Genomic DNA, 25795 nt, shown 5'->3' with positions numbered 1-25795 from the left:
TTCCGGTTCGACCCTACCCGGTCCATTCCTCCCATTCGTCCAACGGGCGGCCCGAGGCGAGAAATTGGGAGAAGCGGGTGAGGCGATCGTGTTTTCCTGCCGATGACCCGGGGTCGGGATCGGGGATTGGGGCGGGAATGAGGGCGGGTGCAGGCGCTGGGGTCGGGCCGGCTTCTGCGGGTGGGTGGTCTGCCGCGCGTTGCGCCTGATCGGCCAGGAAGGCGGCGATGGCATCGCGCTGGTCGGGCAGGTCCAGCGTTACCCAGGGTTCCTCGCCCTCGCGATGCTCGCCGAGTTCGAGCAAGGGCGAAACGCCGAAGGGCTGGATCGTGGCGGGGTGATCCACCGGCATCATGCGCGCGGAGACGAAGGGAAGGTCAGGGGCGTCCACATCGACCGGCCGTTCGAGCCTATCGCGGCGGCGGGCGGCGCTGGCGGTGAGGGTGGCGATGATCTGTTCCTGCGCCGCCTCGTCCAGGTCGAACCCGGCAAAGGCGGCGATGACGGCGCCGGGTTCGATCGGCGGGGCGGCTGGCGCGGAGTGGGCATGACCGGAAGGAATAGGGCCGGCATCGACAGGGCCGGGCTGGCGGAAGCTGCCGGACTGGGGGTGCCGGCTGTAATGGCGCAGGATGAACATGATGAGGCGATCGTTGCGACGGCGGCGGTAGCCCAGCAGTTTGCCGCCGGCGATGACGGGAACGAGCTGGCCGTTCAGCGCGCGGTCGAACGCCTCGTCCTTCAGGCGCAGCACGCCCATGTCGAGCGCGGCCTCCCACGCGCGGGCGAATCCCTCCGCGCCGGGCTGGCGGCGAAGTTGATAGGCCCCGACGGCGGCCATGTTGACCTGCGCGGCGGCGGTGGAGACCGAGCCGGTGTCGGCCAGCGCCTCGATGAAGGCCACCTGCCGGGCGGGCGTCCACCCATCGTGGCGGGGTTTGCGGGGAACCGGCTCGAAGGCCGGCAGCGGGGGGCGCGCGTTGCGCGCGACGGGGGTGCGGTCGATCATGATCGGGTGTTTAACCCATATGGTTGGTTGTAGGACAGGGCCGGTTGTGTCAGGGGCGGCCGCGCCACCAAATGGCCGCCCGGTTCATCCGCAACGGCGCCATGTCGGGGATGTACGCGGCTGATAAGAGGCAGGTTTCCCATTACCGATCCCATCCTGCCGCCGCCGGCCGAGCTGGCGATCGTGGTGCCCGCCTATAACGAGATCGACAACGTGCCGCTGCTGGTCGAGGCGGTGGCGGCGGCGTTGCCCGACGTGCGGTGGGAGATCGTGTTCGTCGACGACGACTCGCCCGACGGCACCGCCGCGCGGGTGCGCGACCTGGCGATGCGCGATCACCGGGTGCGGATCGTCCACCGGGTCGGGCGGCGGGGGCTGGCCTCCGCGTGTGTCGAGGGGGTCATGGCGACCGCCGCGCCCTATGTCGCGGTGATGGACGCCGATCTGCAGCATGACGAACGGCTGCTGGGGCGGATGCTGGCGACGCTGCGCGAGGGGAATGTCGATCTGGTGGTCGGCAGCCGCTATTGCGCAGGCGGCGGGCTGGGCGACTGGGCGAAGGGGCGCGCCGCGGCCAGCCGGCTGGCGACGCGGATGGCGGTGATGCTGACGCGCACGCCGATCGGCGATCCGATGAGCGGGTTCTTCATGATGACGCGCGCCGCGTTCGAACGGTCGCTGCCCAAATTGTCGACGGTGGGGTTCAAGATCCTGCTCGACATCGCCGCCAGCGCGCCCGCGCCGCTGCGGGTGGCGGAGCTGCCCTATGTGTTCCGGTGCCGGCAGTTCGGCGACAGCAAGCTGGATGCGCTGGTGCTGTGGGAATATCTGCAGCTGATCCTCGACAAGGCGTTCGGGCGCATCGTGCCGATCCGGTTCATCGGGTTCGGGCTGGTCGGGGCGATCGGGCTGGCGATCCATTTCCTGATCCTGTCGGCGCTGTATCTGGGCGTCGGCCTGTCGTTCGGCGCATCGCAACTGGCGGCGACGGTGGTCGCGATCTCGAACAACTTCTTCCTCAACAACCTGCTGACCTATCGCGACCAGCGGTTGCGCGGGCCGGCGCTGGTGCGCGGCTGGCTGACGTTCAACCTGGTCTGCGCGACGGGGGCGGTCGCCAATATCGGCATCGCGGAATGGCTGTTCGTCCAGCACACCTACTGGATGCTGTCCGCCGTGGCCGGCGTGCTGATCAGCGTGGTGTGGAATTATACGATGTCGTCGCTGTTCACCTGGCGGAAACGGTGACGGCGCGCCGGTTCAGCCGCGCGGGGACCAGCCCAGTTCGGCGCTGATCGCGGCGGCGATCTCCGCGACGCGGGGGGCGAGGGCAGCCATCGCCGCCTCGTCCAGGTTCTGCGCGGCGGTGGCGACGCTGATCGCGGCGACGATACCGCCGCTCGCATCGCGGACGGGCGCCGCGACCGACCGGATATGATCGGGCGGCGGCCCCTGCTGCACCACCACGCCGGCGCGGGCATGGTCCTGCATCCGTTCCAGCCAGCCGTCGCCGGTGTAGCGGTCGCCGAACTGGTGGAACAGCCGCGTCCAGCTGTCGACGTCGTCGTCGAGCAGCAGCGCCTTGCCCATCCCCGTCTCGGGCAGGCCGCGCCGGTCGCCGGGGCGGGTGGTGACGCCGATATGCTCGCGCCCGGCATGGCGATCGAGATGGACCGACCAGTCGCCGTCGCGGCGGCCGAGGAAGATGCTCAACCCCTCAGCCATCACGAACCGTTCGAAGAAGGGGCGGGCGATGCTTTGCAGGTTGATCTGCTCCGCCGCGCGCGAACTGGCGTACATCAGCCGCGGCCCGAGCCGCAGGACCCCGTCCGCCGAGCGGGTGAGCATCTGGCGGCTGACCAGCGCGGCGACGAAGCGCGAGGCGGTGGCGCGGGTCAGGCCGCTGGCGGTGGTCAGGTCGGCGGCGGTCATCGGCCGGGCGCCGACGATCTCGAGGATGTCGAGCCCACGGAACAGCGTCTGCGCGCCGATCGTGCGGCTGGCTTCATCGTCTTCCTTGGCCGGGTCGTCGCGCATCTGCCGCGTCTATCCGGCCCCGCCGCCTTCGTACAGAGGGGCGCGGCGATTTAGCCGATCCGGCCCGACCGCCGGCACGATCACAGGAAGCCGAGCTTCCAGCTGGATGCGTCGTAGTTGCCGATATTGGGCAGCACGGTGCGCAGATCGCCGTCCGACACGCCGAACCAGCTGGCGAGCGTGGCGACATATTGATCGACCGAGACGGTCGGGATCAGGCGGCCCTGCCCGACATCGTCGGCGGTGCCGTTGCCGATCGCGGGCGGGGTGCCATAGAGGCGGCCGCCCTTCACCGCGCCGCCCATCGCGAAGTGCATCGACCCCCAGCCGTGATCCGACCCGTCGTCGTTGGATTGCAGCGTGCGCCCGAAATCGGAGGCGGTGAAGCTGGTCACCTTGTCCGCCACGCCCATCGCGGCGGTGGTGTCGTAGAACGCCTTCATCGCATCGGCGACGCGGCCGATCAGCGCCGGGTGCTGCGCGACGAGATTGTCGTGCAGGTCGAACCCGCCGATCGACACGAAGAACACCTGCCGCTTCGCCCCCAGTTCGGACGAGACGGAGATCAGCCGTGCGACCATCCGCAACTGATCGGCCAGGCTGTTGCCGGTCGGGAACAGCGGGAAGTTCGCCACCGGCGCCCCCGCCAGCGCGCCCGACACCTGCGCATAGGTATCCAGCGCGCGCTTCGACACGCGGGCATGTTCGTCGCCGAGCAGGCTGCCGGGCGCGGCGGTCATCAGCGATCGCAGCGTCGTGGCGGCGGCGGCGGAGCCGTACATCGTGCGGCTGTTGTTGAGCAGCGCGATCGGGCCGCCGGTGCCGACGGCATATTGCACGGCGTTGCGCCCGGTGAGGTACACCGCGTTGCCGCTGGCATTGATGCAGGTGAGCGCGGCGGCGCCGTTGCCGTTCTGGAACACGTCGCCGATCCGCCCGCCCCAGCCCGAGGTCGCGCCTTCGGGGCTGGACGCCTGGAAATAGCTTTGCTGGTCGTTGTGGCTGAACAGCTTGGGCGGCAGGCGCACCGAATTGGCCAGATACTGTGCCTTGGTGGTCGGCTGGACGAGGGTGCCGACGTTCAGGATCGGGGCCAGCTTGCCGCCGTCGAACAGCGGCAGCAGCGACTTCATCGTCGGGGCCAGCGCATATTGCCGCCCGCCCGCCAATGCCTGAGCGGGTTTCAACAAGGTCGCGGCCAGCGAGTCGCGGGTGTGGGCGATGTTGGTCCGCGCGGCGAGATATTGCGCATAGCTGGCCTGATCGTAGGGCGTCAGCGTATTGGCGTAATCGTTGCCGCCGTACAGGAAGATGCACACCATCGCCTTGTAGTCGGTCGCGGTGGCGGCCGCGGCCTCGCCGATCGCGCCCAGGCTGGTGACGAAGGGGGCGGCGACGCCCGCCATGCCCAGCGCGGCCGACCGCTTCAGGAAGGCGCGGCGCGACTGGTCGTGATCGAAGCAGCTCATCACTTCACCGTCAGATATTCGGGGGCGGCGAGCGTCAGCATGATCGCGATCCCCACCCGGTTGGTGGGGCCGCCGCTGGCGGTGGCGGACACACTGTCGACCGCACTGCGGATCTGCGCGATCGTGGCGGCGGAGAGTTGTCCGGCGGCGAGCAGCAACGCGACCTCGTCGACCAGCGCATTGGTGTCGGCGGCCTTTTGCAGGATGTCGCTGTAATCCGCCTTCGTATCGCCGGTGCCGTTGGCGACGAGGCCGTACATATAGTTGATGTAGCCGACCACCGACTGTTCGTTGGTGATCTGGAATTCGGGTGCGACCAGCCCGCCGGCCGCGATCGCGCTGGCGGGCGGGGAATAGCCGGGGCGGAAGAAGTTGAAGACCGTCTGGCTGCGCCCCATCGACTGGCCCAGCCGGGTCGACTGGTTGCTGGTGTCGCCGAAGCCCCAGGCATTGGAGGGCGAGTTGACCGCGAAGGCGCGTGCCCAGCCGGTCAGGCGCATCACCGGTTCGCGCAGCTTGCCCGCGGCGGTGGTGGTCAGCGCGGCATCGCCGCGCGCCTCGCTATCGAGCAGGATCGCGGTGACGACCGCCTTCAGGTCGCCGCGCACGCCGCTGCCGTTGTCGGCGAACTTCGTCGCGACGCGGGCGATGTAGGCGGGCGAGGGATTGGAGGTGACGAGGCGCTGGATCAATTGCTTCGACACGAAGGGCGGCAGATTGGGGTGGACGAAGATCGTGTCGAGCGCGATCTTCACCGCCGCCATGCCGCCGCCCGAGACGGTGGCGCCGAGGAAGCTGGCGCTGCCGGTCTCGTTCAGCGTGGCGTTCATCACCAGTGGCTGGCGATAGCGATCGGGCGTGGTGCTGTCGGCGGTGGCCAGCGACAGGCCGGTGAAGACCCGGGCGAGGCCGGCGACATCCTCCGGCCGGTAGGTTTCGAGCGGGGTCGCGCCGCCCTTCACGCTGCCGTCCATGTTCAGCTGGTAGAGGCCGAGCGTGAACAGCTGCATCAGTTCGCGCGCATAATTCTCGTCCGGGACGGCGCCGGTGCGGGTGTTCGCCTTGCGGTTGCCGAGGAAGGTGAGGAACGACCCCATCGCCGCATTGGTGGTGATTGCGTCGAGGATATCCCGGTAATTGCCGAATGCCCGGTCGAGCAGGATATCGAGATAGGCGGCGGCGGCGAACTGTTTCCAGTTGAGGTTCACCGCGTCGATCCCGACGACGAGCAGGTCGAGCAGCGCCATGCCGACGCGCTGGCGAAGCTGGTCCGGCTCGACGATCAACTGCCGCCAGACGGTGGTGTCGAACCCGGCGGTGTTGTTGATGTTGGCGGCGACGTTGTATCCGTTCGTGACCAGCCAATCCCAATGCGTCGTCGCGCGGGGCAGCGCCATCTGCGCGGTGATCCACGCCTCGTAGCCCTTGTCGACGACGTCGGCGATCTGCGCCTTCGTCGTCCCCATCGTCGCCTGCCCCAGGAAACGGCTGGCCTGCGCGGGCGTCGGCGCGGTGCGGACGATGGCGACGGGGGCGGAGACGGTGGGCGCCGCCGCCGTGGGGCCGTTATCGCCGCCGCCGCCACAGGCCGCGAGCAGGATGGCGGGGGCAAGAACCGCAAAGGGGGCAGCGGTGGTGGCGGCCGCAACCGGCAGATCGCCCGGCGGGATCAGGAGCGGGGCGGGGGGTGGAGCAGGGGGGGTCGACGCAGGGGCACGATGCGCCGCCGTCATGATCGGGTTATCGTCGTGCAACAAGCTTCTGCCCCCGGACGGATCGCGACTCGCGGTGCCGTGTCGTCGGTGGAGGATAGCCCGAAATGGTTAACGCGCCGTTCGCAGATGCCCGGCGCGCGCATGAGAATTCCGCGTTGCCCCGGTGCAGGCCGGGGGCGGCCGGGCGCCGGCGTTGTCAGGCCGCGTGATTGCCGGATCGCCGGGCGTCGTCCGGCCCGGATACGAAAAGGGCGGCCCGTTGCCGGACCGCCCCTCGTGGCAGCAATGCCGAAACGCTTAGCGCTTCGAGAACTGGAAGCTCTTGCGTGCCTTGGCACGGCCGTACTTCTTGCGCTCGACGGTGCGGCTGTCGCGCGTCAGGAAGCCGGCGGCCTTCACGGAGGCGCGCAGGGTCGGCTCGTACCGGGTGATCGCCTGGCTGATGCCATGCTTGACCGCGCCGGCCTGACCCGACAGGCCACCGCCCTTGACGGTGCAGACCACGTCGTACTGGCCTTCGCGCTCGGTGATGCCGAACACCTGGTTGATGACCAGACGCAGCGTCGGACGCGCGAAATAGACTTCCTGATCGCGGCCGTTGACCGTGATCTTGCCCGAACCCGGCTTCAGCCAGACGCGGGCGACCGCGTCCTTGCGGCGACCGGTGGCATAGGCGCGGCCCTGCTTGTCGATGATCTGCTCACGCAGCGGCATCGTGCTGACCGGCGCCGGCTCGGCACCCGCCAGATAGGCGTCGGCCGAATCGGCGGTGGCGGCGGGATTCTCGGCGGCGTCGCGCTGCTGGCCCAGCGTCGCGGCGAGATCGGAAAGGGACTGGCGGTTGTCGGACATTATGCACCCACCTTGTTCTTGCGGCTCATGCCGGCGATGTCGAGAACCTCAGGGTTCTGGGCGGTGTGCGGATGCTCGGTGCCCTTGAAGATGCGCAGGTTGCGCATCTGGTCACGGCCGAGGGGACCGCGCGGAATCATGCGCTCCACGGCCTTTTCCAGCACGCGCTCCGGGAAGCGGCCTTCGAGGACCTTGGCGGCGGTGACGCCCTTGATGCCGCCGGCATAGCCGGTGTGCTTGTAATAGATCTTCTTCGCGGCCTTGTTGCCGGTGAAGCGGATCTTGTCGGCGTTGATGACGACGACATTGTCACCGCAATCGACGTGCGGGGTGAACGACGTCTTGTGCTTGCCGCGCAGGACGTTGGCGATCACCACCGCGGCACGGCCGACGACCAGATCGGTCGCGTCGACGATATGCCATTTCTTCTCCACCTCGTGCGGCTTGGCCGACTTGGTGGTCTTCATGAGCGCCTTCATGGGCGTGAGAACCTTTCGAACGAGAGCGCGCCGCTCCCGGATGGGAACAGCGCGGACCCGGCGCCAATGCCCGCGACTGTCGCTGAAGTCAAGATTTCGGCGGCGTTCCTGACGGGTATCAGGATACCATGGGCTTCAAGAGTTGCTTGGAAACTCGCGAAAGAGCGAGTTTCAAGGCGGTGCCGCCCTCCACCTGCTTTCCAACGATCCTGCGGATCGCCGGAACCTTGGCATGTTCCGCCCGCTCCCCCTCCCGGCCACCCACAGCGTATCCCGAATGGGTGGTCGGGAGGGGGAGCGGGCCGGCACCGCAAAACGCGCCCGGCGCGTTTTCAAACAGACTTTCAGACGAAGGCTTTGCGGATGCCGATCCGGTGGGCGGCGAAGACGGTGGCGATCAATAGCAGCGCGGCGTTCGCCTGATGCGCCACCGCCACCTCGATCAATACCCCGGTCATCAGCGTGGCGATGCCGAGGAAGATCTGGAGCGTCACCAGCCCGACCACGACGAACCCCGCGCGCGATCCCCGCCGGGTGGCGCGCACCGCCAGCCAGAACAGCGCCGCGCCGACCGCGAAGGCCAGCCAGCGGTGGATGAACTGCACCATCACCGGATTGTCGACCGCGTCGGCCAGCGTCCCCGTCAGCGGCACGCCCGCCGGGAACAGGCTGTCACCCATCAGCGGCCAGCTGGCGAAGGCATAGCCCGCATCGAGCCCGGCGGTGAACGCCCCCCACACGATCTGCACGAACAGCAGCCCGAGTCCGAGCAGGGCGGCGGGGGCGAGTCGCGCGGGCGTCGCCAATCGGTCGCGGTGCAGCTGCATCAGGTCGAGCGCGGTCCAGACGAGCCCGGCGAGGATGACGAGCGCGGTGACGAGGTGGACGGCAAGGCGCAGATGGCTGACGTCGGTACGTTCCGACAGGCCGGAAGCGACCATCCACCAGCCGATCCCGCCCTGCAACCCGCCCAGGGCGAGCAGCGCGACGAGCCGGATGCCGTAGCCGCGCGGAATCTGCCGCTTCACCGCGAACCACAGCAGCGGCAGCGCGAAGGCGAGGCCGATCACCCGCCCCAGCAGGCGATGGAGATATTCCCAGAAGAAGATCGCCTTGAACCCCGCCAGCGTCATGTCGCGGTTGAACGCGGCATATTCGGGGATACGCTTGTACCGGTCGAACTCCGCCTGCCACGCGGCATCGTTCAGCGGGGGCACGATACCGCTGACCGGTTGCCAGCGGGTGATCGACAGGCCCGATTCGGTCAGGCGGGTGATGCCGCCGACCACCACCATCGCGACGATCAGCGCGGCGACGACGAACAGCCACCGCGCCACCGCGCGCGGCCGGGCATGGGACATGAAGGCGGCACTGGGCAGGAGCATGACCCCATCTATGACGTGTGGGGGAGGGCGGCAATGGCGGGACCGGTGCTTCTTGCGTTCCCGGCGTCTGTACAAGCCCGGCATCTGCGCCGGGAAGGTAACCCCGGATTGATGACGTGGGGCGCAGGTCATTAATATTGATGTGATGTTGTAACCTGTCTTGGCCCCAGCTATATCGCTGCCCGTGACCATGGCCGCTTCATCCATCCGCATCCGGCGTGTGCCGGGGCTCGATCGTCTGGCGATCGGGTTGTCAGGACTGTGCGTGGTGCATTGCCTGGCGACGTCGGTGCTGCTGGCGCTGATGTCGGCGGCGGGCGGGCTGCTGCTCGATCCACACATCCACGAGGTCGGGCTGGTGATGGCGATCGCGCTGGGCGCGGTGGCGCTGGGGCGCGGCGTGGTGCGGCATGGCGAGGCGGTGCCGGCGGCGGTCGGGGCGTTCGGGCTGGGCGTCATGGCAGGGGCGATGCAGTTGCCGCACGACGGGTCGAACGGCGAGGCGCTGTGGACGATCGTCGGCGTCGCGCTGCTGGCGCTGGGCCACGAGATGAACCGTCGCGCCTCCCTGCGCGCTTGCTAGAGCGGCACCCGCATCCTATTTCCGTGCGATGGCGCACGTTCATCATCATCACGAACTGCAGCGCGACGATCTGGCGACCGCGGCACAGGCGACGCTGGAGAAATCCGGCGAGCAATGGACCACGATGCGGGCCAGCGTCTATGCATCGCTGGCGGGGTTCGCGAAGCCGGCCAGCGCCTATGACATCGCCGATGCGGTGTCGAAGGCGGAGGGGCGGCGGGTGGCCGCCAACAGCGTCTATCGCATCCTCGACCTGTTCGTCGGGGCCAATCTGGCGCACCGGGTGGAAAGCGCGAACGCCTATATCGTCAACGCGCATCCCGACTGCCTGCACGACTGCATCTTCCTGGTGTGCGACGGGTGCGGGCAGACGACGCATCTGGATGACGACCGTGTCACCGGCGACGTCCGTGCCGCCGCCCGCGCCGCCGGCTTCGCGCCGGTGCGGCCGGTGATCGAGGTGCGGGGGCAATGCGCCGACTGCCGCCGCGCGCTGTCGGACGCGGTGCCCGCCGCGGCCTGATATGGCCGGACCGATACGGTCGGCAATCGACACGGTCGCGACGGAAGGGTAAGCCCGTTCGATGGTTGACCTTCCCGTAACGCCCTTGCTCGACACCGTTTCGACGCCAGACGACCTCCGCCGCCTGAAACCCGAAGATCTGCGGCAGCTTGCCGACGAGTTGCGGCTGGAAACGATTTCAGCGGTCGGGACGACCGGCGGGCATCTGGGATCGGGGCTGGGCGTGGTCGAACTGACGACGGCGATCCATTACGTGTTCGATACCCCGCGCGACCGGCTGGTCTGGGATGTCGGCCATCAATGCTATCCGCACAAGATACTGACCGGGCGGCGCGACCGCATCCGGACGCTACGGCAGGGCGGTGGCCTGTCGGGCTTCACCAAGCGTTCCGAAAGCGAATACGACCCGTTCGGCGCGGCGCATTCGTCGACCTCGATCTCCGCCGCGCTGGGCTTCGCGATCGCCAACAAGCTGGCCGGCACCCCGGGCAAGGGCATCGCGGTGATCGGCGACGGCGCGATGTCGGCGGGCATGGCATACGAGGCGATGAACAATGCCGAGCAGGCGGGCAACCGGCTGGTCGTGATCCTGAACGACAACGACATGTCGATCGCGCCGCCGGTGGGTGGCCTGTCCGCCTATCTGAGCCGGATCGTGTCGAGTCGCGAATTCCTGAGCATCCGCGAGATGATGAAGAAGCTGGCGCGCAAACTGCCGCGCCCCTTCCATCAGGCGGCGCGCAAGACCGATGAGTTCGCGCGCGGCATGACCATGGGCGGCACGCTGTTTGAGGAACTGGGTTTCTATTATGTCGGCCCGATCGACGGCCATAACCTGGACCATCTGATCCCGGTGCTGGAGAATGTCCGCGATGCCGAGGAGGGGCCGATCCTCGTCCATGTCGTGACGAAGAAGGGCAAGGGCTATGCCCCGGCGGAGGCGTCGGCGGACAAGTATCACGGCGTCCAGAAGTTCGACGTCATCACCGGCGCGCAGGCGAAGGCGCCGCCGGGGCCGCCCCAGTATCAGAACGTGTTCGGGCAGGCGCTGGCCGATGCCGCGGCCACCGACGACCGCATCTGCGCGATCACCGCGGCGATGCCGTCGGGCACCGGACTGGAGGCGTTCGCCGCCAGCTATCCCGACCGGTTCTTCGACGTGGGCATCGCCGAACAGCACGGCGTGACCTTCGCCGCCGGGCTGGCCGCGCAGGGGATGCGGCCGTTCTGCGCGATCTATTCCACCTTCCTCCAGCGCGCCTACGACCAGGTGGTCCATGACGTGGCGATCCAGAACCTGCCGGTCCGCTTCGCGATCGACCGCGCCGGGCTGGTCGGGGCGGACGGCGCGACCCATGCCGGGTCGTTCGACGTCACCTATCTGGCGACCCTGCCCAATTTCGTGGTGATGGCCGCCGCCGACGAGGCGGAGCTGGTCCACATGACGCATACCTGCGTCGCGCACGACAGCGGCCCGATCGCGGTGCGTTATCCGCGCGGCGCCGGCACCGGGGTCGCGCTGCCGGACGTGCCGCAGGTGCTGGAGATCGGCAAGGGCCGGATGGTGCGCGAGGGCAAGACGGTGGCGATCCTGTCGCTCGGCACCCGCCTGACCGAGGCGCTGAAGGCCGCGGACCAGCTGGAGGCGAAGGGCCTGTCGACGAGCGTGGCCGACCTGCGCTTCGCCAAGCCGCTGGACGAGGCATTGATCCGCCGCCTGCTGACCACGCACGAGGTGGCGGTGACGATCGAGGAGGGCGCGGTCGGCGGGTTCGGCGCGCATGTGCTGACGCTGGCTTCGGACGAGGGGCTGATCGACGGCGGGCTGAAGCTGCGCACGATGCGGCTGCCCGATACGTTCCAGGATCAGGACAAGCCCGACGTGCAATATGCCGAGGCGGGGCTGGACGCCGCCGCGATCATCGACACCGTGCTGAAGGCGCTGCGCCACAATTCCGGGGGCGTGGCGGAAGCGCGGGCGTGATGTCGGGGTCCGGAGCGTGATGGCATTGGTCTGAACCTTTGGCGTGATCGCGGGTGCGGCGATGCGATCGGGAGCGTCACGCGTGTGGCGCTGGATTGCTTCGCTGCGCTCGCAATGACGGCAAGGGGGGGGCATGTCGTCGTGCCCTGACGGCCGTTGTGCCCTGACGGTGGCGTGTGAGGGGCGGCATCCACGACGTGGTTTGCCGTGGCGTCGCAGGGCTGGCGGAGCCGGGGCATTCCGAACGATGGATATGACCGGTTTCGGCCGGTACTCCCGCCACCGGTGTTCCGGCGGCCACCGACCACTTCGTAACCTTGGCGGAACGATCGCCCCTGCATGACGGTTGCCCGCGCAAAGGGAGACGTACATGCCGGGAATCAATGGGTTCGAGATGCTGGCGCGGCTGGGCTTCGCCGCGCGGGCGCTGATGTATGCCGCGATCGGCTATCTGGCGCTGCGGCTGGGGCGGACCGAGGACAATGAGGGGGCGCTGGCCTATATCCAGGGTGTCGGCGGCGGCATCCTGCTCGGCATCATGGCGATCGGGTTTCTCGGTTACGGCGTCTGGCGGCTGTCGGAGGCGCTGATCGATACCGAGGGGCAGGGCACCGGCGCGAAGGGCATTGCGCAGCGGCTGGGCGGCGGCGTGTCCGGGATCATCCACCTGTTCCTGTGCTGGGCGGCGATCGGGCTGGCGACGGGCGGCAAGGGATCGTCTTCCGATTCGGCGGAACAGGGCGCATCCACCGCGCTGGCGCTGCCGGGCGGCAGCTGGATGCTGGTCGTGGTCGCCGCGATCCTGCTCGCGCTGGCGGCGTTCCAGATCGTCAAGGCGTACCGGCTGGGTTTCCTGAAGCATCTCGACCCCGCCGTCGCCGGCCGGCCGTGGATCGCCTGGGTCGGCCGGGCCGGTTATCTCGCGCGCGGCGTGGTGTTCGCGATGACCGCGCTGTTCATGTGGGAGGCGAGCCGGCAGGAGCGCGCGGCGGCAGCCGGCGGCATGGAACAGGCGCTGGATCGCATCCCCGACGACTGGCAGGTGCTGGTCGCAGCCGGGCTGTTCCTGTTCGGCGTGTTCAGCGCGGTGGAGGCGGTGTACCGCCGCATCACCGATCCGCAGGTGCTGGATCGCCTGCGTCGCCGCGTATCGGCCGGTTAGAGCGGGATGACATTGTTCTGACCCGATCCGTCATGGCGAGCGGAGCGAAGCAATCCAGCGCCGGACCAGGACGCCCTGGATTGCTTCGCTCCGCTCGCAACGACGAACATCCGGTTCGACCTGATCTCATCCGGCTCCAGGCCCGCATGACGGGCCCCCGTTCGCCATGGCGGGCGGGGGTAGCGTGACCATGGCGGATCGGCCCGCATCGCGTCATCGCCGTCCGGTTTCCCGTATCACGTGAAAAGGGGCGGCACCGACACGGTACCGCCCCTTTTCCTTATCGGCTGTCTTCCGTCGGAACGGGTTACTGCGCGTCCTGATCCTGATTGCGGACCACGCCGCCGGTGCCACCGGTGCCTGCGAAGTCACCCGGTGCCGTCACCGTATCCGGCCCGCCTTCGCCGCGTTCGACCGCGTCGGAACGGGCGGCGACCGCCTGTTCCAGATCGCTGCGTGCATCGTCGTCCCGTGCTGCCGACGAGGATGCCGGATCGGTGCCGGCGTGGCTTTCGGGCAGGGCATCGCTGTTCCGGTCGTCGTGCTGGTCGCCGGCCATCTCAGATCTCCGCCGGCTGCGCGGTGCCGGGGTCGTTGGCGGGGGTGCCGGGAGAGGGCTGGTCGAAGTCGGGGCTGGGCGTGGTGATCTCCGGCGGGGGGCTGTCGGGCTGGGCCGGCTGGGGATCGGGGGTGGGGACCTCGGTGGGGGGCTGGGTGGCCATCGGTTCTTCTCCTTCGGGTCTTTCAACGCGGCAAGACACTTGCGGTTGCCTGCGTGCTTGCCGTAGGGCGTCGTGCTGGTATAGACGCCCGCCCAAGGGGCCGCCCGACGAAGCGTTGTTTTGTCGGGACACCCCAACGACGGGTCCAGCAGTGCGGGCGTGGCGGAACTGGTAGACGCAGCAGGTTTAGGTCCTGCCATCGCAAGATGTGGGGGTTCGAGTCCCTTCGCCCGCACCAGTCCCGCCCGGCGCAAGGCGTGGTCGCCCGACAACAGATTTCTCCAGATCGAAGGCCAGCAATGCAGACTGTCGAGACGCTGAACGAGGGGCTGAAGCGCGCCTACACGCTCACCATCACCGCCAAGGATATCGACGCCAAGGTCGATGCCGAGGTGAAGCGCGTCGCCCCCCAGGTGAAGATGCCCGGTTTCCGCCCCGGCAAGGTGCCGACCAATCTGGTCCGCAAGATGCACGGCGAGGCGCTGGCGCAGGACGCGCTGAATGCCGCGATCCAGCAGGGCATCCAGCAGCTGATGGTCGACAACCAGCTGCGCCCCGCGATGCAGCCCTCGGTCGAGCTGGCCGAAGGCTATGAGCCCGGCAAGGATGCCGAGATCACGGTGACGCTCGAAGTGCTGCCGCAGGTGCCCGCCCCCGCGATCGACGCGCTGGTGCTGGAGCGGCTGACCGTGCCCGTCGCCGACGCGGCGGTGGACGAGCAGATCGCCAAGTTCGCCGAAGGCCAGAAGAGCTGGGACGATGCCGGCGACAAGGCGGCCGAGCAGGGCGACCTCGTCACCGTCGATTTCGTCGGCAAGACCGCCGACGGCGTCGCGTTCGAGGGTGGCACCGGCACCGACATGGGTGTCGAGATCGGTTCGGGCCGGCTGATCCCCGGTTTCGAGGATCAGATCGTCGGCGTGAAGGCGGGCGACGAGAAGCAGATCTCCGTCACCTTCCCCGAGGACTATCAGGCGAAGAACCTCGCCGGCCAGCCCGCGACCTTCGACCTCGTCGTCAAGTCGGTGAAGACCGCGGGCGAGGCCAAGATCGACGACGACATGGCCAAGAATCTCGGGCTGGAAAGCCTGGAGCAGCTGCGCGGCCTCATCAAGGGGCAGATCGAGCAGGAGCATAACGGCCTGACGCGCACCCACATGAAGCGCAAGCTGCTCGACCAGCTGGCCGAGGGGCATGACTTCGAGGTGCCGCCGTCGATGGTCGAGGCCGAGTTCAGCCAGATCTGGGCGCAGCTGGAGCATGAGGCGACCCACGAGGCCGACCCCGAAAAGGCGAAGGCCGAGATGGAGGCCGAGCGCGACGATTACCGCAAGATCGCCGAGCGTCGCGTCCGCCTGGGCCTGTTGCTGTCCGAGATCGGCCAGGCCAACGGCATCGAGGTGAGCCAGCAGGAAATGAACCGGCTGATCGCGCAGGCCGCGCAGCAATACGGTCCCGAGGATCGCCAGCGCTTCATGCAGTATGTCCAGCAGGAGCCGATGGCGGCCGCCCAGCTGCGCGCGCCGCTGTACGAGGACAAGGTCGTCGACTTCCTGTTCGAGAAGGCGACGATCACCGACCGTGATTCAACCCGCGAGGAACTGGAAGCGGCGATCGAGAGCGAAGACGGCTTCGCGACCGGCACGCACATCCATAACCACGACGATCATGCGCACGACCATGACCATGCGCACGACCACGGGCATGACCACGATCACGGCCATGACCACGATCACGCCACCCCGGTCGCCGAGACCGAGGTGAGCGGTAACGTGGAGGACGCGCCGGCGCTCAAGGCGAAGAAGCCGCGCGCCAAGAAGGCCGCCGCCCCGGTCGACGCCGAGACGCAGGTCGCCGAGTCTGCGCCTGAGGCTGCCGAAAAGGCCGAGGGTACCGAAGCCGCCGACGCCCCGGTCAAGAAGCCGCGGGCCAAGAAGGTGAAGTCCGAGGGCTGATCGCCCGATGACGGCCGCCCCGGTCCGGCGATCGGGGTGACCGTTGCGGCATGGAAAACGGAGGCGAACGGCGCGTGGCGAATGGTGATCGCGGGGGCAATATCCAGTTGATCGTCGTGGCGGTGCTGGTCGTCGTCGCGGTGATCGGCTGGCTGGTGATGAGTCGTCACGACGAGGCCGCCATCGCGGCACGCGACGCCGATCGATGCTGGACCGCGACGTGCCGCGATACGATCCTGCAAGGCGGGTACGAGCGGACCACGGGTCAGCAATAGCGTCACGGAGAAGACCCGATCATGACCGGCCCGCGCGCGCTCCGCATCGCCGTCCTGCTGCCCTGCTACAACGAGGAAGCGGCGATCGCGCAGACCGTGGCCGGCTTCCGCGCCGCGCTCCCCGACGCGGTGATCCATGTCTACGACAACAACTCCGCCGACCGCACCGTCGAGGTGGCGGAGCGCGCCGGGGCGGTCGTGCGGCGCGAACGCATCCAGGGCAAGGGCGCGGTGGTGCGGCGGATGTTCGCCGACATCGACGCCGATGTCTATGTGATGGCGGACGGCGACGCGACCTACGACGCCGCCTCCGCGCCGCTGCTGGTCGAGCGGCTGGTGGACGAACAGCTCGACATGATCGTCGGCAGCCGCGTCAGCCAGGTGCAGGAATCGTACCGGCGGGGCCACCGCTTCGGCAATGCGTTGCTGACCGGCATGCTGGCGCGGCTGTTCGGGCGCAGTTTCACCGATATCCTGTCGGGCTACCGCGTCTTCTCGCGCCGGTTCGTGAAGAGTTTCCCGTCGCTGTCGGCGGGGTTCGAGATCGAAACGGAAATCTCGGTCCATGCGCTGGAACTCAGGATGCCGTGCGCGGAGATCGAGACGCCCTATTATGCCCGGCCGGAGGGGTCGGAATCGAAGCTGTCCACGTACGGCGACGGCTGGCGTATCCTGTCGACGATCCTGACATTGTACCGGATCGAACGGCCCCTGCTGTATTTCGGCGGGCTCGGTCTGTTGCTGGCGCTGGTCGCCGTCGCGCTCGCGGTGCCGCTGGTCGTCACCTATGCGCAGACCGGGCTGGTGCCGCGTTTCCCTACCGCGATCCTCGTCACGGGACTGGTGATCGTGGCGGCGCTCTGTTTCTTCGCGGGGCTGATCCTCGATACCGTGGTGCGGGGGCGGCGCGAGATGCGGCGGCTGGCCTATCTGACGTATCCCGCGCCGGGCGCATGACTGTTAGGGTCGCGCGTTAACCCTGATCGTTTCGGGGCGGGGTTGAACTCCCCCGGCTGGCGGGCGACATAGGGGCTCTTCATGCCATCAGAGAGTTCACCCATGCACAATCCGTTCGAGACCGGCGATTTCGCGAGCCCGCTGGCGCAGGCCGGCGTCGGCCTCCAGCAGACCCGGGCCGGTCTGGTGCCGATCGTCATCGAGCAGTCGAACCGCGGCGAGCGCTCGTTCGACATCTTCAGCCGCCTGCTGCGCGAACGCATCGTGTTCGTGACGGGCGGGGTGGAGGACGGCATGGCCAGCCTCATCACCGCGCAGTTGCTGTTCCTCGAATCGGAGAACCCGAAGAAGGACATCTTCATGTACATCAACTCGCCGGGGGGTGTCGTCACGGCGGGCATGGCGATCCATGACACGATGCAGTACATCCGGCCGCGCGTCGGCACGGTGTGCATCGGGCAGGCGGCATCGATGGGCAGCTTCCTGCTGGCATCGGGCGAGCAGGGGATGCGCGTCGCGCTCACCAATGCGCGGATCATGATCCACCAGCCGTCCGGCGGCGCGCAGGGCATGGCATCGGACATCGAGATCCAGGCCAAGGAAATCCTGCGCATCCGTGCGCGGATGAACGAGCTGTACGCCAAGTACACCGGTCAGCCGATCGAGGAGATCGAGCGCAAGATGGACCGCGACACCTTCCTGTCGTCGTCCGAGGCGAAGGATTTCGGACTGATCGACGAGGTGTTCGACAAGCGGCCGATGCCTTCGGAAGACGGCGCGGCCACCGCCTGATCGGCTTCCCGCCCCGTCGCCGCGCCCGGCCGCTCCGTGGCCGGGCAACCGGGCGCGGCCGGTTATCGCTTGTAGAGCCGGGGCGGGATTGCCATATCTGTCGTCCGGCGTGATCCGCCCCTGGATCCGCCCATGCGCAATGTGTCGGTGCGGATGGCGTATCGACCAAGAGGGTTATCTTAATGACGAAGCTGAGCGGTGGCGACTCGAAGAGCACCCTCTACTGCTCTTTCTGCGGCAAGTCGCAGCACGAAGTACGCAAGCTGATCGCGGGTCCGACCGTCTTCATCTGCGACGAGTGCGTGGAACTCTGCAACGACATCATCCGCGAGGAGACGAAGTCGGCGCTGGTATCCAAGAAGGACGGCGGCGTGCCGACCCCGCAGGAAATCTGCAACGTGCTCGACGATTACGTCATCGGGCAGAAGCAGGCGAAGCGCGTGCTGTCGGTGGCGGTGCACAACCACTACAAGCGGCTGAACCACGGCGCCAAGGGTGCGGACGTCGAACTCGCCAAGTCCAACATCCTGCTCGTCGGCCCTACCGGTTGCGGCAAGACGCTGCTGGCGCAGACGCTGGCGCGCATCCTCGACGTGCCGTTCACCATGGCCGACGCGACGACGCTGACCGAGGCGGGTTATGTCGGTGAGGATGTCGAGAACATCATCCTCAAGCTGCTCCAAGCATCCGACTATAATGTCGAGCGGGCGCAGCGCGGCATCGTGTACATCGACGAGATCGACAAGATCAGCCGTAAGGCCGAAAATCCGTCGATCACGCGCGATGTGTCGGGCGAGGGCGTGCAGCAGGCATTGCTGAAGCTGATGGAGGGCACCACCGCCAGCGTGCCGCCGCAGGGCGGGCGCAAGCATCCGCAGCAGGAATTCCTGCAGGTCGACACGACGAACATCCTGTTCATCTGTGGCGGCGCGTTCAGCGGTCTCGAAAAGATCATCGGCGACCGGTTGCAGGGCAAGTCGATCGGGTTCGGCGCCTATGTCGCCACGCCCGAGGAACGCCGCACCGGTGAGGTGCTGCGGTCGACCGAGCCGGAGGATCTGTTGAAGTTCGGCCTGATCCCCGAGTTCGTCGGCCGCCTGCCGGTGATCGCGACGCTGGAGGACCTCGACGTCGGGGCGCTCGTCAAGATCCTGAAGGAACCGAAGAACGCGCTGGTGAAGCAGTATCAGAAGCTGTTCGAGATGGAGCAGGTCGATCTGGGCTTCACCGACGAGGCGCTGACCGCGGTCGCCAAGAAGGGCATCGAGCGCAAGACCGGCGCGCGCGGCCTGCGATCGATCCTGGAGGGTATCCTACTCGACACGATGTTCGACCTGCCCGGCATGGACGGCGTCGACGAGGTGATGATCGACAAGGACGTGGTCGAAGGTCGCAAGGAACCGATCCGCGTCTATGCCGAGAAGAAGAAAGCGGGCGACGCGGCCTGACGGGGAGGTTAGGGGTCGGCGGACGGGTGGTATGCGGGGGCGGTGAATGACGGCGATTTCGGTAGCTTTGGCTACGTACAATGGCGAACGCTATCTGGAACCGTTCCTCGCGTCCGTTCGGGCACAGGACTGGCAGGACGTCCGTCTCGTCGTATCCGACGATAGCTCCACCGATCGCACGCGCGAGATGGTCGCCGCCCTGTGGGACGGGGCGGCCGTCCATCGCAACACCGCCGCGCGTGGCGTGATCGGTAATTTCAGCAACGCGATGACGCAAACCGGCGGTGGCTATGTCGCGCTGGCGGATCAGGACGATGTCTGGGAACCGAACAAGCTATCGTCGCTGATGCGCCGGATGCAGGAATGCGAGGCGCGCCAACCGGGGGCGCCGGTGATGGTGTTCAGCGACCTGAAGGTCGTCGATTCCGACCTGAACGTGCTGGGCGACAGTTTCTTCCGGTTCACCAGCAAAAGCCTGAAGGCGTCGGCCCCCCGCGATTTCCTGCTCAGCAATCACGTGCCCGGCTGCACCATGCTGATCAACGACGCGCTGATGCGGTTGGCGCTGCCGGTGCCGGCGGAGGTGATGATGCACGACTGGTGGCTGGCGCTGGTCGCGGCCGCCTTCGGGGTGGTCGACAGCGTCGAGGAACCGCTGGTCCTCTATCGGCAGCATGGCGCCAACACGGTCGGTGCGCCGATGACGGAGCGGCTGTTTTCCCGCTGGTTCGGTCGTCTGGGCGAACCGCTGCGGCGGCTGGACAGTTGTCGCCGGCAGGCCGCGCTGGCGCGCAATACGCTTTTGGCGTTTCGCGACCGGTTCGGCGATACCGCGCCGCCGGCCGTGCAGGCGACGCTGCGCACGATGCTGGATGGCCATACGGTCGGGCGGCTGCGTGAGATACGGTCGGCCCGTACCGGCGAAACCCGGATGAAGGCCGCGATCGTCGCGGCGATGATCTGACGATCGCCGGTCGGTACGCCGGCCGGGATGCGGCATCGACCGGCGGGTCGAGGATGGCGAAGGTCCAACACGATGTCCGATGATCCGGTGACCCTGCTGATGACCGCGACGGTCGCACCCGCCGGCGGGATGCGGACGATGATCGCCAATGCGGATGCGCGGCGTGACGAGTATCTGCGCGCGCTGACATTCTATCGCGGCATGATCGGGCATGGCATCGACCGGATCCTGTTCGTCGACAACTCGGCCAGCGACATGACCGCGTTCGAGCAGGTGGCGGCCGGCCATCCGATCGATGTGATGTCCTATCCCGGCATCGAATATCCGCCCGCCTATGGGTACGGCTATGGCGAGCTGGCGTTGATCCAGCACGCGATGGACCATGTTCCGTATCTGGGTGATGGCACCGTCGTGAAGGTGACCGGGCGTTATCTGGTGTCGAACCTGCCCAAGGTGGTCCGCGCCCGCCGCGGCGTCGATTTCGCGGGCGACATCTGGAACCGGCGGCGCCCGTGGCTGGACATGCGGCTGTTCATTTGGACGAAGGCGGGATTCGACGCGATCCTCCGCGACCGTTATCTCTCGCTGCGCGACGACGTGAACCGCCTGCCGCCGGAGATGATCCTGTCCGCGCAGGTGCTGCAATCCACCGACGTGCCGGTCCGCACCTACTTCTTCACCGATCCCAAGATATCCGGCCGACGAGGCATGGACGGCAAGGACTGGGGACGCGGCAGTCTGGCGTTGAAGCGGATCGTCCGGGCCGCGACCCGGCCGTTCATATTGGCGACGGGCAACTATGCCGGCGCGACACGCGACAAGGCGGTGCCGCACCGGCGCTGACCTTCATCGCGGCGGCCGCAATCCCGCCGCCAGCGTCACGCCGGCCGCCAGTTGCAGCGCGCCGTACCAGCGCCGCCGGGTCGGGCGTCCACCGAACGGGCGCACCAGCGCATCCACCGCCGCCACGTCCGATCGCCACAGATCGACATGGCGGGTCGGCTGGAGCAGCCCGAGCAACCCGTCGCCGATCATGAACACCGCCGCCATTTCCGCCGCCCGGCGGATGCCGAGGGCGGTGCCGCTCATTTCGCCGGTCGACCCTGCCGTCCGCTTTGCCATGCCTGCATCTCCTCGATCGCGATCGATCGTCTCAACACGCGGGCGTCGGGATCGATCACGACATGCGCCGAGGCGGGCACATTCAACGTCGCACGCCCCTCCGTCATCGGCAGGGTCCGGCGGACGCCGTCGACCGCCAGTTCGACCGGAAGCGGGAAGGGGCCGTTCCCCGGCACGTGCCATGCCAGCGTCAGCGTGTCGCCGGTCCGCGTCGGGATCAGATCGGGCAATGCCGCCTGACGCAGGTACGCATCGAAGAACCAGCGATAGTCCTTGCCCGTCACGCGGGCGACGAAGCCTTCATATTCGGTCGTCGAGCCGAAGCGGGGCACGAAGTTGCCGGGTTTCGGATCGAGGCGGCCATAGACGGCCAGCCGGGTCACGTCCCAGAACGCCTTGTCGCCGATCGCCCAGCGCAGCGTGTGGAGCATCCACGACCCCTTGTTGTAGATGTCGAGGCCGGGGCCGCCCTTGTCCGCCTCGTACACCTCCTCCTCGGTGATGACGCGGCCACGAACGATCGGCACCCGGTTGGCGATGCCGCCGCGCTGGCCGTTCATCATCGCGGCATACCGCGCCGCGCCCTCGCGCCATTCGCCATAGGCAGGCTGCATGTAGGTGCCATAGCCCTCGTGCAGCCAGTAATCGTCCCAGTTGGCGGCGGTCAGCTGGTTGGCGAACCATTCATGCGCGAATTCGTGCTGGAACAGCCAGTCGAACCCCTCCGCCGCCTTGGCATAGTCGTTGCCATAGGCATTGATCGTCTGGTGCTCCATGCCCTTGTGCGGCGTCTCGATCACGCCGACCTTCTCGTTGCCGAAGGGGTAGGGGCCGATCGTGCTTTCGAAGAAGTCGAGCGTCGGGGCGAACTCGGCGAACAGCTTTTCCGCCTTCGCTTTCTCGCCGGGCAGGTACCAGTAGAACATCGGGATCGTGTTGCCGAACCGGCTTTTATAGGTCCCGGCGATCTCTTCGTACGGGCCGACGTTCAGCGCGATCGCATAGGTGTTGGGGTGATCGGTCCGCCAGTTCCACGTCGTGCGCCCGTCGGGCAGCGTGTCGACGCCGAGCAGCCGGCCGTTCGAGGGGGCCTTCAATCCCCTGGGCACGGTGATGTGCAGCGTCACGCTGCCCGGCTCCCCCTCGGGAAAATCGAAGCACGGCCAGAACAGGTCGCAGCCATACCCCTCCGCCGTGGTCGCGAACCAGGTCGCCCCTGCTGGCGTCTTTGACCACACCACCCCGTCGTCCCACGGCGCGCGCACCGCGACATGCGGGGTGCCGCCATAGGTGATGCGCGCGGATACCTTGCCACCCGCCGCGAGCGGCCGGGGCAGCGGGATGGTCAACTGCCCCTGCGGATTCGACCAGCGCCCGGCGGGCAAGGCGACGCCGTCGATCGCAATCGCGGTGACGGGCAGGTTGCGATCGAGATCGATCACCAGCCGGGCGACCGGTGCCTTCGCGGTGAAATCCAGTGTCGCCACCCCGGTCAGGCGGTAGCTGTCGGGATGCAGCTCGAACGCCAGATCGGCCCGGTCGGACGTCAGCGCGGTCTGTTCGGCCGGGCGGAGGCCACCGGAAACCTTGGTCTGTTCGGTCAGGGCCGGCGTGCCCTTGGCGGGCAGCGTGCCGGTCTGCGCGGCGGCGGCGGGGATGAACGCGACCGCGATCAGCGATGAAAGTATACGATTCATGACGCATCGTTGCGCACCGCCGATGGCTTGGCAAGAGCGGATCACAATCAGGGCGGTGGCCAGATTGATGGATCGTTCGCACATCCCATATAAAGAACCATCGTGGCCCCGATCGGGGCCGACCGGAGTTTGCATGAACCAGTCCTATCCCGTCCTGCCGCTGCGTGACATCGTCGTCTTCCCGAACATGATCGTGCCGTTGTTCGTCGGCCGCGACAAATCGGTCGCCGCGCTGGAATCGGCCATGAACGCCGACAAGGAGATATTCCTCGTCGCGCAACTCGATCCCGCCGAGGACGATCCCGCGCGCGAGGACCTGTACGAGGTGGGCGTCACCGCCACCGTCCTGCAATTGCTGAAACTGCCCGATGGCACCGTGCGCGTGCTGGTCGAAGGCAAGGAGCGCGGCCGGCTGGGCGAACTGACCGCGGGCGAGACGCACCTGACCGCGACGATCGAGGCGATCGCCGATCTGGAACCGGAAGGTGCCGAGACCGAGGCGCTGATGCGCTCGGTCGTCGGCCAGTTCGAGAATTACGCCAAGCTCAACAAGAAGCTGCCCGCCGAAACCGCGGTGCAGCTGGGCGAGATCGACGATGCGTCGAAGCTGGCCGATGCGGTGGCGGCGAACATTGCGGTGAAGGTGGCCGACAAGCAGGCGCTGCTGGTGGAAACCGATCCCGCCAAGCGGCTGGAGATGACCTTCGCGCTGATGGAGGGCGAACTCGGCGTCCTGCAGGTCGAGAAGAAGATCAAGAGCCGCGTCAAGCGCCAGATGGAGAAGTCGCAGCGCGAATATTACCTCAACGAGCAGTTGAAGGCGATCCAGCGCGAGTTGGGCAATGGCGACGAGGAGAATGAGGGCGACGAACTCGCCGAACTGACCCAGAAGATCGCGACGTTGAAACTGTCGAAGGAGGCGCGCACCAAAGCGACCGCCGAGCTGAAGAAGCTGAAGACGATGGCGCCGATGAGCGCCGAGGCGACGGTGGTGCGCAATTACCTCGACGTGCTGCTCGGCCTGCCCTGGGGCAAGAAGACCAAGGTGAAGAAGGACATCGCCGCCGCGCAGGCGGTGCTGGACGAGGATCATTACGCGCTGGAGAAGGTGAAGGACCGGATCGTCGAATATCTCGGCGTGCAGGCCCGCACCAACAAGCTGAAGGGGCCGATCCTGTGCCTCGTCGGCCCGCCGGGCGTGGGCAAGACCAGTCTCGGCAAGTCGATCGCCAAGGCGTGCGGGCGTGAGTTCATCCGCCAGTCGCTGGGCGGCGTGCGTGACGAGGCGGAGATCCGGGGTCACCGCCGCACCTATATCGGCTCGCTGCCAGGCAAGATCGTCACCAACCTGAAAAAGGCGGGTGCCTCCAACCCGTTGTTCCTGCTCGACGAGATCGACAAGCTGGGTCAGGATTTTCGCGGCGACCCGGCGTCGGCGCTGCTGGAGGTGCTGGACCCCGAACAGAACGGCAAGTTCCAGGACCATTATCTGGAGATCGACCTCGACCTGTCGGACATCATGTTCGTCTGCACCGCGAACACGCTGAACCTGCCGCAGCCGCTGCTCGACCGGATGGAGATCATCCGGCTGGAAGGCTATACCGAGGACGAGAAGGTCGCGATCGCCGACCGCCATCTGGTGCAGAAGCAGATCGACGCGCACGGGCTGAAGCCGGACGAGTTCACGCTGACCGACGACGGGCTCCGCGCGCTGATCCAGCAATATACCCGCGAGGCGGGCGTCCGCACGCTTGAGCGCGAGATCGCCAAGCTGTGCCGCAAGGCGCTGCGCCGTATCCTGGAGGGCAAGGCGACGTCGGTCACTGTGACGCCGGAGAACCTGCACGAGTTCGCGGGCGTCCAGAAATACCGCCACGGCCTGTCGGAGACGGAGCATCAGATCGGTGCGGTGACCGGGCTGGCCTGGACCGAGGTCGGCGGCGAGTTGCTGACGATCGAGAGCGTGACGGTCGGCGGACGCGGCGCGGTGAAGACCACCGGCAAGCTGGGCGATGTGATGAAGGAGTCGGTCGAGGCGGCGTGGAGCTTCGTGAAGGCACGGGCGCCGAGCTACGGTATCAAGCCGTCGCTGTTCCACCGCAAGGACGTCCATGTCCACCTGCCCGAGGGCGCGGTGCCCAAGGACGGGCCGTCGGCGGGTATCGGCCTCGTCACCTCGCTCGTCTCGACGCTGACCGGTGTACCGGTGCGGCGCGAGATTGCGATGACCGGCGAGGTTACCCTGCGCGGTCGCGTGCTGCCGATCGGCGGGCTGAAGGAGAAACTGCTGGCGGCGCTGCGCGGCGGCATCACCACCGTGCTGATCCCCGAGGAGAACGAGAAGGACCTCGCTGAAATCCCCGCCAATGTGAAGGAGGGGCTGACCATCATCCCGGTCAAGCATGTCGACGAGGTGCTGCGATTGGCGTTGACCGAACCACTGGTGGCGATCGACTGGACCGATGCCGACGAACTCGCCGCGCTGCCGCCGCAGGGGGTGCCGGCGGCGGGAGCCGAACTCCACCACTGATGCCGGGTGATGATCGGCGCGACGGGCGGCGGAACGATCCGGTGGGTCGTCCTGCCGTTCGTCGCGACGATCGCCCTGGTCGGTTGACTTCATCGGGGCCGCGCCTGCTATTGAGGGGCTCATGCGCGTGGCCCG

At 67.6% G+C, this 25795-nt stretch carries 24 protein-coding genes and 1 tRNA gene; 14 read left to right on the top strand and 11 right to left on the bottom strand.

All coding sequences use genetic code 11. The annotated features are described in order from the left end of the window. Positions 1-13 precede the first annotated feature (13 nt). Positions 14-1009 carry a hypothetical protein gene (locus IFT82_RS01260; RefSeq protein WP_192123606.1) on the bottom strand — a complete coding sequence of 332 codons (996 nt, stop codon included), beginning with the start codon at positions 1007-1009 and terminating at the stop codon, positions 14-16. A gap of 183 nt (positions 1010-1192) precedes the next feature. Between IFT82_RS01260 and IFT82_RS01255 the strand changes: the two genes are divergently transcribed. After that, on the top strand, positions 1193-2257 hold the full coding sequence (locus tag IFT82_RS01255; RefSeq protein WP_446740934.1) for a glycosyltransferase: 1065 nt from the start codon (positions 1193-1195) through the stop codon (positions 2255-2257). A 12-nt stretch (positions 2258-2269) separates the two neighbouring features. Here the strand turns inward: IFT82_RS01255 and IFT82_RS01250 are convergent, their stop codons facing one another. The 6 genes from IFT82_RS01250 to IFT82_RS01225 form a co-directional block, all read right to left on the bottom strand. Beyond that, positions 2270-3046: an IclR family transcriptional regulator gene (locus IFT82_RS01250; protein ID WP_192123604.1), complete on the bottom strand. Its 777-nt coding sequence runs from the start codon at positions 3044-3046 to the stop codon at positions 2270-2272. A gap of 80 nt (positions 3047-3126) precedes the next feature. After that, the gene (locus IFT82_RS01245; protein ID WP_192123602.1) at positions 3127-4515 is read right to left on the bottom strand and encodes a DUF1501 domain-containing protein; all 1389 of its coding nucleotides are present in this window, start codon (positions 4513-4515) and stop codon (positions 3127-3129) included. Beyond that, entirely contained in the window at positions 4515-6272 is a 1758-nt protein-coding gene (locus IFT82_RS01240; protein WP_244646337.1) for a DUF1800 domain-containing protein, read from the bottom strand. The genes IFT82_RS01245 and IFT82_RS01240 overlap by 1 nt, the downstream gene beginning before the upstream one ends. A gap of 255 nt (positions 6273-6527) precedes the next feature. Continuing rightward, entirely contained in the window at positions 6528-7082 is a 555-nt protein-coding gene (gene rpsI / locus IFT82_RS01235; RefSeq protein WP_192123598.1) for a 30S ribosomal protein S9, read from the bottom strand. Further along, positions 7082-7561 (bottom strand): 50S ribosomal protein L13, encoded by a 480-nt coding sequence (rplM, locus tag IFT82_RS01230; RefSeq protein ID WP_192123596.1) that lies wholly within the window; start codon positions 7559-7561, stop codon positions 7082-7084. The genes rpsI and rplM overlap by 1 nt, the downstream gene beginning before the upstream one ends. A 344-nt stretch (positions 7562-7905) precedes the next feature. Next, positions 7906-8946, bottom strand: a complete 1041-nt coding sequence (locus IFT82_RS01225) for a COX15/CtaA family protein (RefSeq protein ID WP_244646335.1) — start codon at positions 8944-8946, stop codon at positions 7906-7908. A 190-nt stretch (positions 8947-9136) separates the two neighbouring features. On the opposite strand from IFT82_RS01225, the gene IFT82_RS01220 reads away from it, so the two are divergent. The 4 genes from IFT82_RS01220 to IFT82_RS01205 all read left to right on the top strand — a co-directional run bounded on the left by IFT82_RS01220 (position 9137) and on the right by IFT82_RS01205 (position 13198). Further along, a complete protein-coding gene (locus IFT82_RS01220) occupies positions 9137-9529 on the top strand; it encodes a MerC domain-containing protein (RefSeq protein ID WP_192123594.1) in 393 nt (130 codons plus the stop codon). A 28-nt stretch (positions 9530-9557) separates the two neighbouring features. Further along, the gene (locus IFT82_RS01215) at positions 9558-10052 is read left to right on the top strand and encodes a Fur family transcriptional regulator (RefSeq protein ID WP_192123593.1); all 495 of its coding nucleotides are present in this window, start codon (positions 9558-9560) and stop codon (positions 10050-10052) included. Between the two features lie 61 nt (positions 10053-10113). Continuing rightward, a complete protein-coding gene (gene dxs / locus IFT82_RS01210) occupies positions 10114-12036 on the top strand; it encodes a 1-deoxy-D-xylulose-5-phosphate synthase (RefSeq protein WP_192123591.1) in 1923 nt (640 codons plus the stop codon). 370 nt (positions 12037-12406) lie between these two features. Beyond that, complete coding sequence (locus IFT82_RS01205; RefSeq protein WP_192123589.1) at positions 12407-13198, top strand: DUF1206 domain-containing protein; 792 nt, start codon at positions 12407-12409, stop codon at positions 13196-13198. 307 nt (positions 13199-13505) lie between these two features. Here the strand turns inward: IFT82_RS01205 and IFT82_RS01200 are convergent, their stop codons facing one another. Together IFT82_RS01200 and IFT82_RS01195 are read right to left on the bottom strand one after the other, a co-directional pair. After that, positions 13506-13757: a hypothetical protein gene (locus IFT82_RS01200; RefSeq protein ID WP_244646334.1), complete on the bottom strand. Its 252-nt coding sequence runs from the start codon at positions 13755-13757 to the stop codon at positions 13506-13508. Between the two features lies 1 nt (position 13758). Beyond that, positions 13759-13920, bottom strand: coding sequence for a hypothetical protein (locus IFT82_RS01195; protein WP_192123586.1), 162 nt, complete (start codon positions 13918-13920; stop codon positions 13759-13761). 153 nt (positions 13921-14073) lie between these two features. Between IFT82_RS01195 and IFT82_RS01190 the strand changes: the two genes are divergently transcribed. The 8 genes from IFT82_RS01190 to IFT82_RS01155 all read left to right on the top strand — a co-directional run bounded on the left by IFT82_RS01190 (position 14074) and on the right by IFT82_RS01155 (position 21154). Further along, positions 14074-14158, top strand: a tRNA-Leu gene (locus IFT82_RS01190). A 61-nt stretch (positions 14159-14219) separates the two neighbouring features. Continuing rightward, positions 14220-15875 (top strand): trigger factor, encoded by a 1656-nt coding sequence (gene tig / locus IFT82_RS01185; RefSeq protein ID WP_192123585.1) that lies wholly within the window; start codon positions 14220-14222, stop codon positions 15873-15875. A gap of 74 nt (positions 15876-15949) precedes the next feature. Next, positions 15950-16150 (top strand): hypothetical protein, encoded by a 201-nt coding sequence (locus IFT82_RS01180; protein ID WP_192123583.1) that lies wholly within the window; start codon positions 15950-15952, stop codon positions 16148-16150. Positions 16151-16171: 21 nt separating this feature from the next. Then, complete coding sequence (locus IFT82_RS01175) at positions 16172-17107, top strand: glycosyltransferase family 2 protein (protein WP_192123581.1); 936 nt, start codon at positions 16172-16174, stop codon at positions 17105-17107. 102 nt (positions 17108-17209) lie between these two features. Next, the gene (gene clpP, locus IFT82_RS01170; protein ID WP_192123579.1) at positions 17210-17899 is read left to right on the top strand and encodes an ATP-dependent Clp endopeptidase proteolytic subunit ClpP; all 690 of its coding nucleotides are present in this window, start codon (positions 17210-17212) and stop codon (positions 17897-17899) included. A gap of 182 nt (positions 17900-18081) precedes the next feature. After that, the gene (gene clpX / locus IFT82_RS01165; protein WP_192123577.1) at positions 18082-19347 is read left to right on the top strand and encodes an ATP-dependent Clp protease ATP-binding subunit ClpX; all 1266 of its coding nucleotides are present in this window, start codon (positions 18082-18084) and stop codon (positions 19345-19347) included. Positions 19348-19393: 46 nt separating this feature from the next. Next, positions 19394-20311 (top strand): glycosyltransferase family 2 protein, encoded by a 918-nt coding sequence (locus IFT82_RS01160; RefSeq protein ID WP_192123575.1) that lies wholly within the window; start codon positions 19394-19396, stop codon positions 20309-20311. Between the two features lie 72 nt (positions 20312-20383). Then, positions 20384-21154 (top strand): hypothetical protein, encoded by a 771-nt coding sequence (locus IFT82_RS01155; protein ID WP_192123573.1) that lies wholly within the window; start codon positions 20384-20386, stop codon positions 21152-21154. 3 nt (positions 21155-21157) lie between these two features. On the opposite strand, the gene IFT82_RS01150 is transcribed toward IFT82_RS01155, so the two are convergent. Both IFT82_RS01150 and IFT82_RS01145 read right to left on the bottom strand, forming a co-directional pair. Continuing rightward, positions 21158-21433: a hypothetical protein gene (locus IFT82_RS01150; protein ID WP_244646332.1), complete on the bottom strand. Its 276-nt coding sequence runs from the start codon at positions 21431-21433 to the stop codon at positions 21158-21160. Continuing rightward, the gene (locus tag IFT82_RS01145; RefSeq protein ID WP_192123571.1) at positions 21397-23130 is read right to left on the bottom strand and encodes a M1 family metallopeptidase; all 1734 of its coding nucleotides are present in this window, start codon (positions 23128-23130) and stop codon (positions 21397-21399) included. Before IFT82_RS01145 ends, IFT82_RS01150 begins: the two co-directional genes overlap by 37 nt. A 133-nt stretch (positions 23131-23263) precedes the next feature. Between IFT82_RS01145 and lon the strand changes: the two genes are divergently transcribed. Further along, positions 23264-25660, top strand: a complete 2397-nt coding sequence (lon, locus tag IFT82_RS01140) for an endopeptidase La (protein WP_192123569.1) — start codon at positions 23264-23266, stop codon at positions 25658-25660. The last annotated feature ends 135 nt before the right edge of the window (positions 25661-25795 follow it).

Source organism: Sphingomonas sp. CFBP 8760 (assembly GCF_014841615.1).
GTDB lineage: Bacteria > Pseudomonadota > Alphaproteobacteria > Sphingomonadales > Sphingomonadaceae > Sphingomonas.
This window is presented reverse-complemented; position numbering and strand designations above follow the sequence as displayed.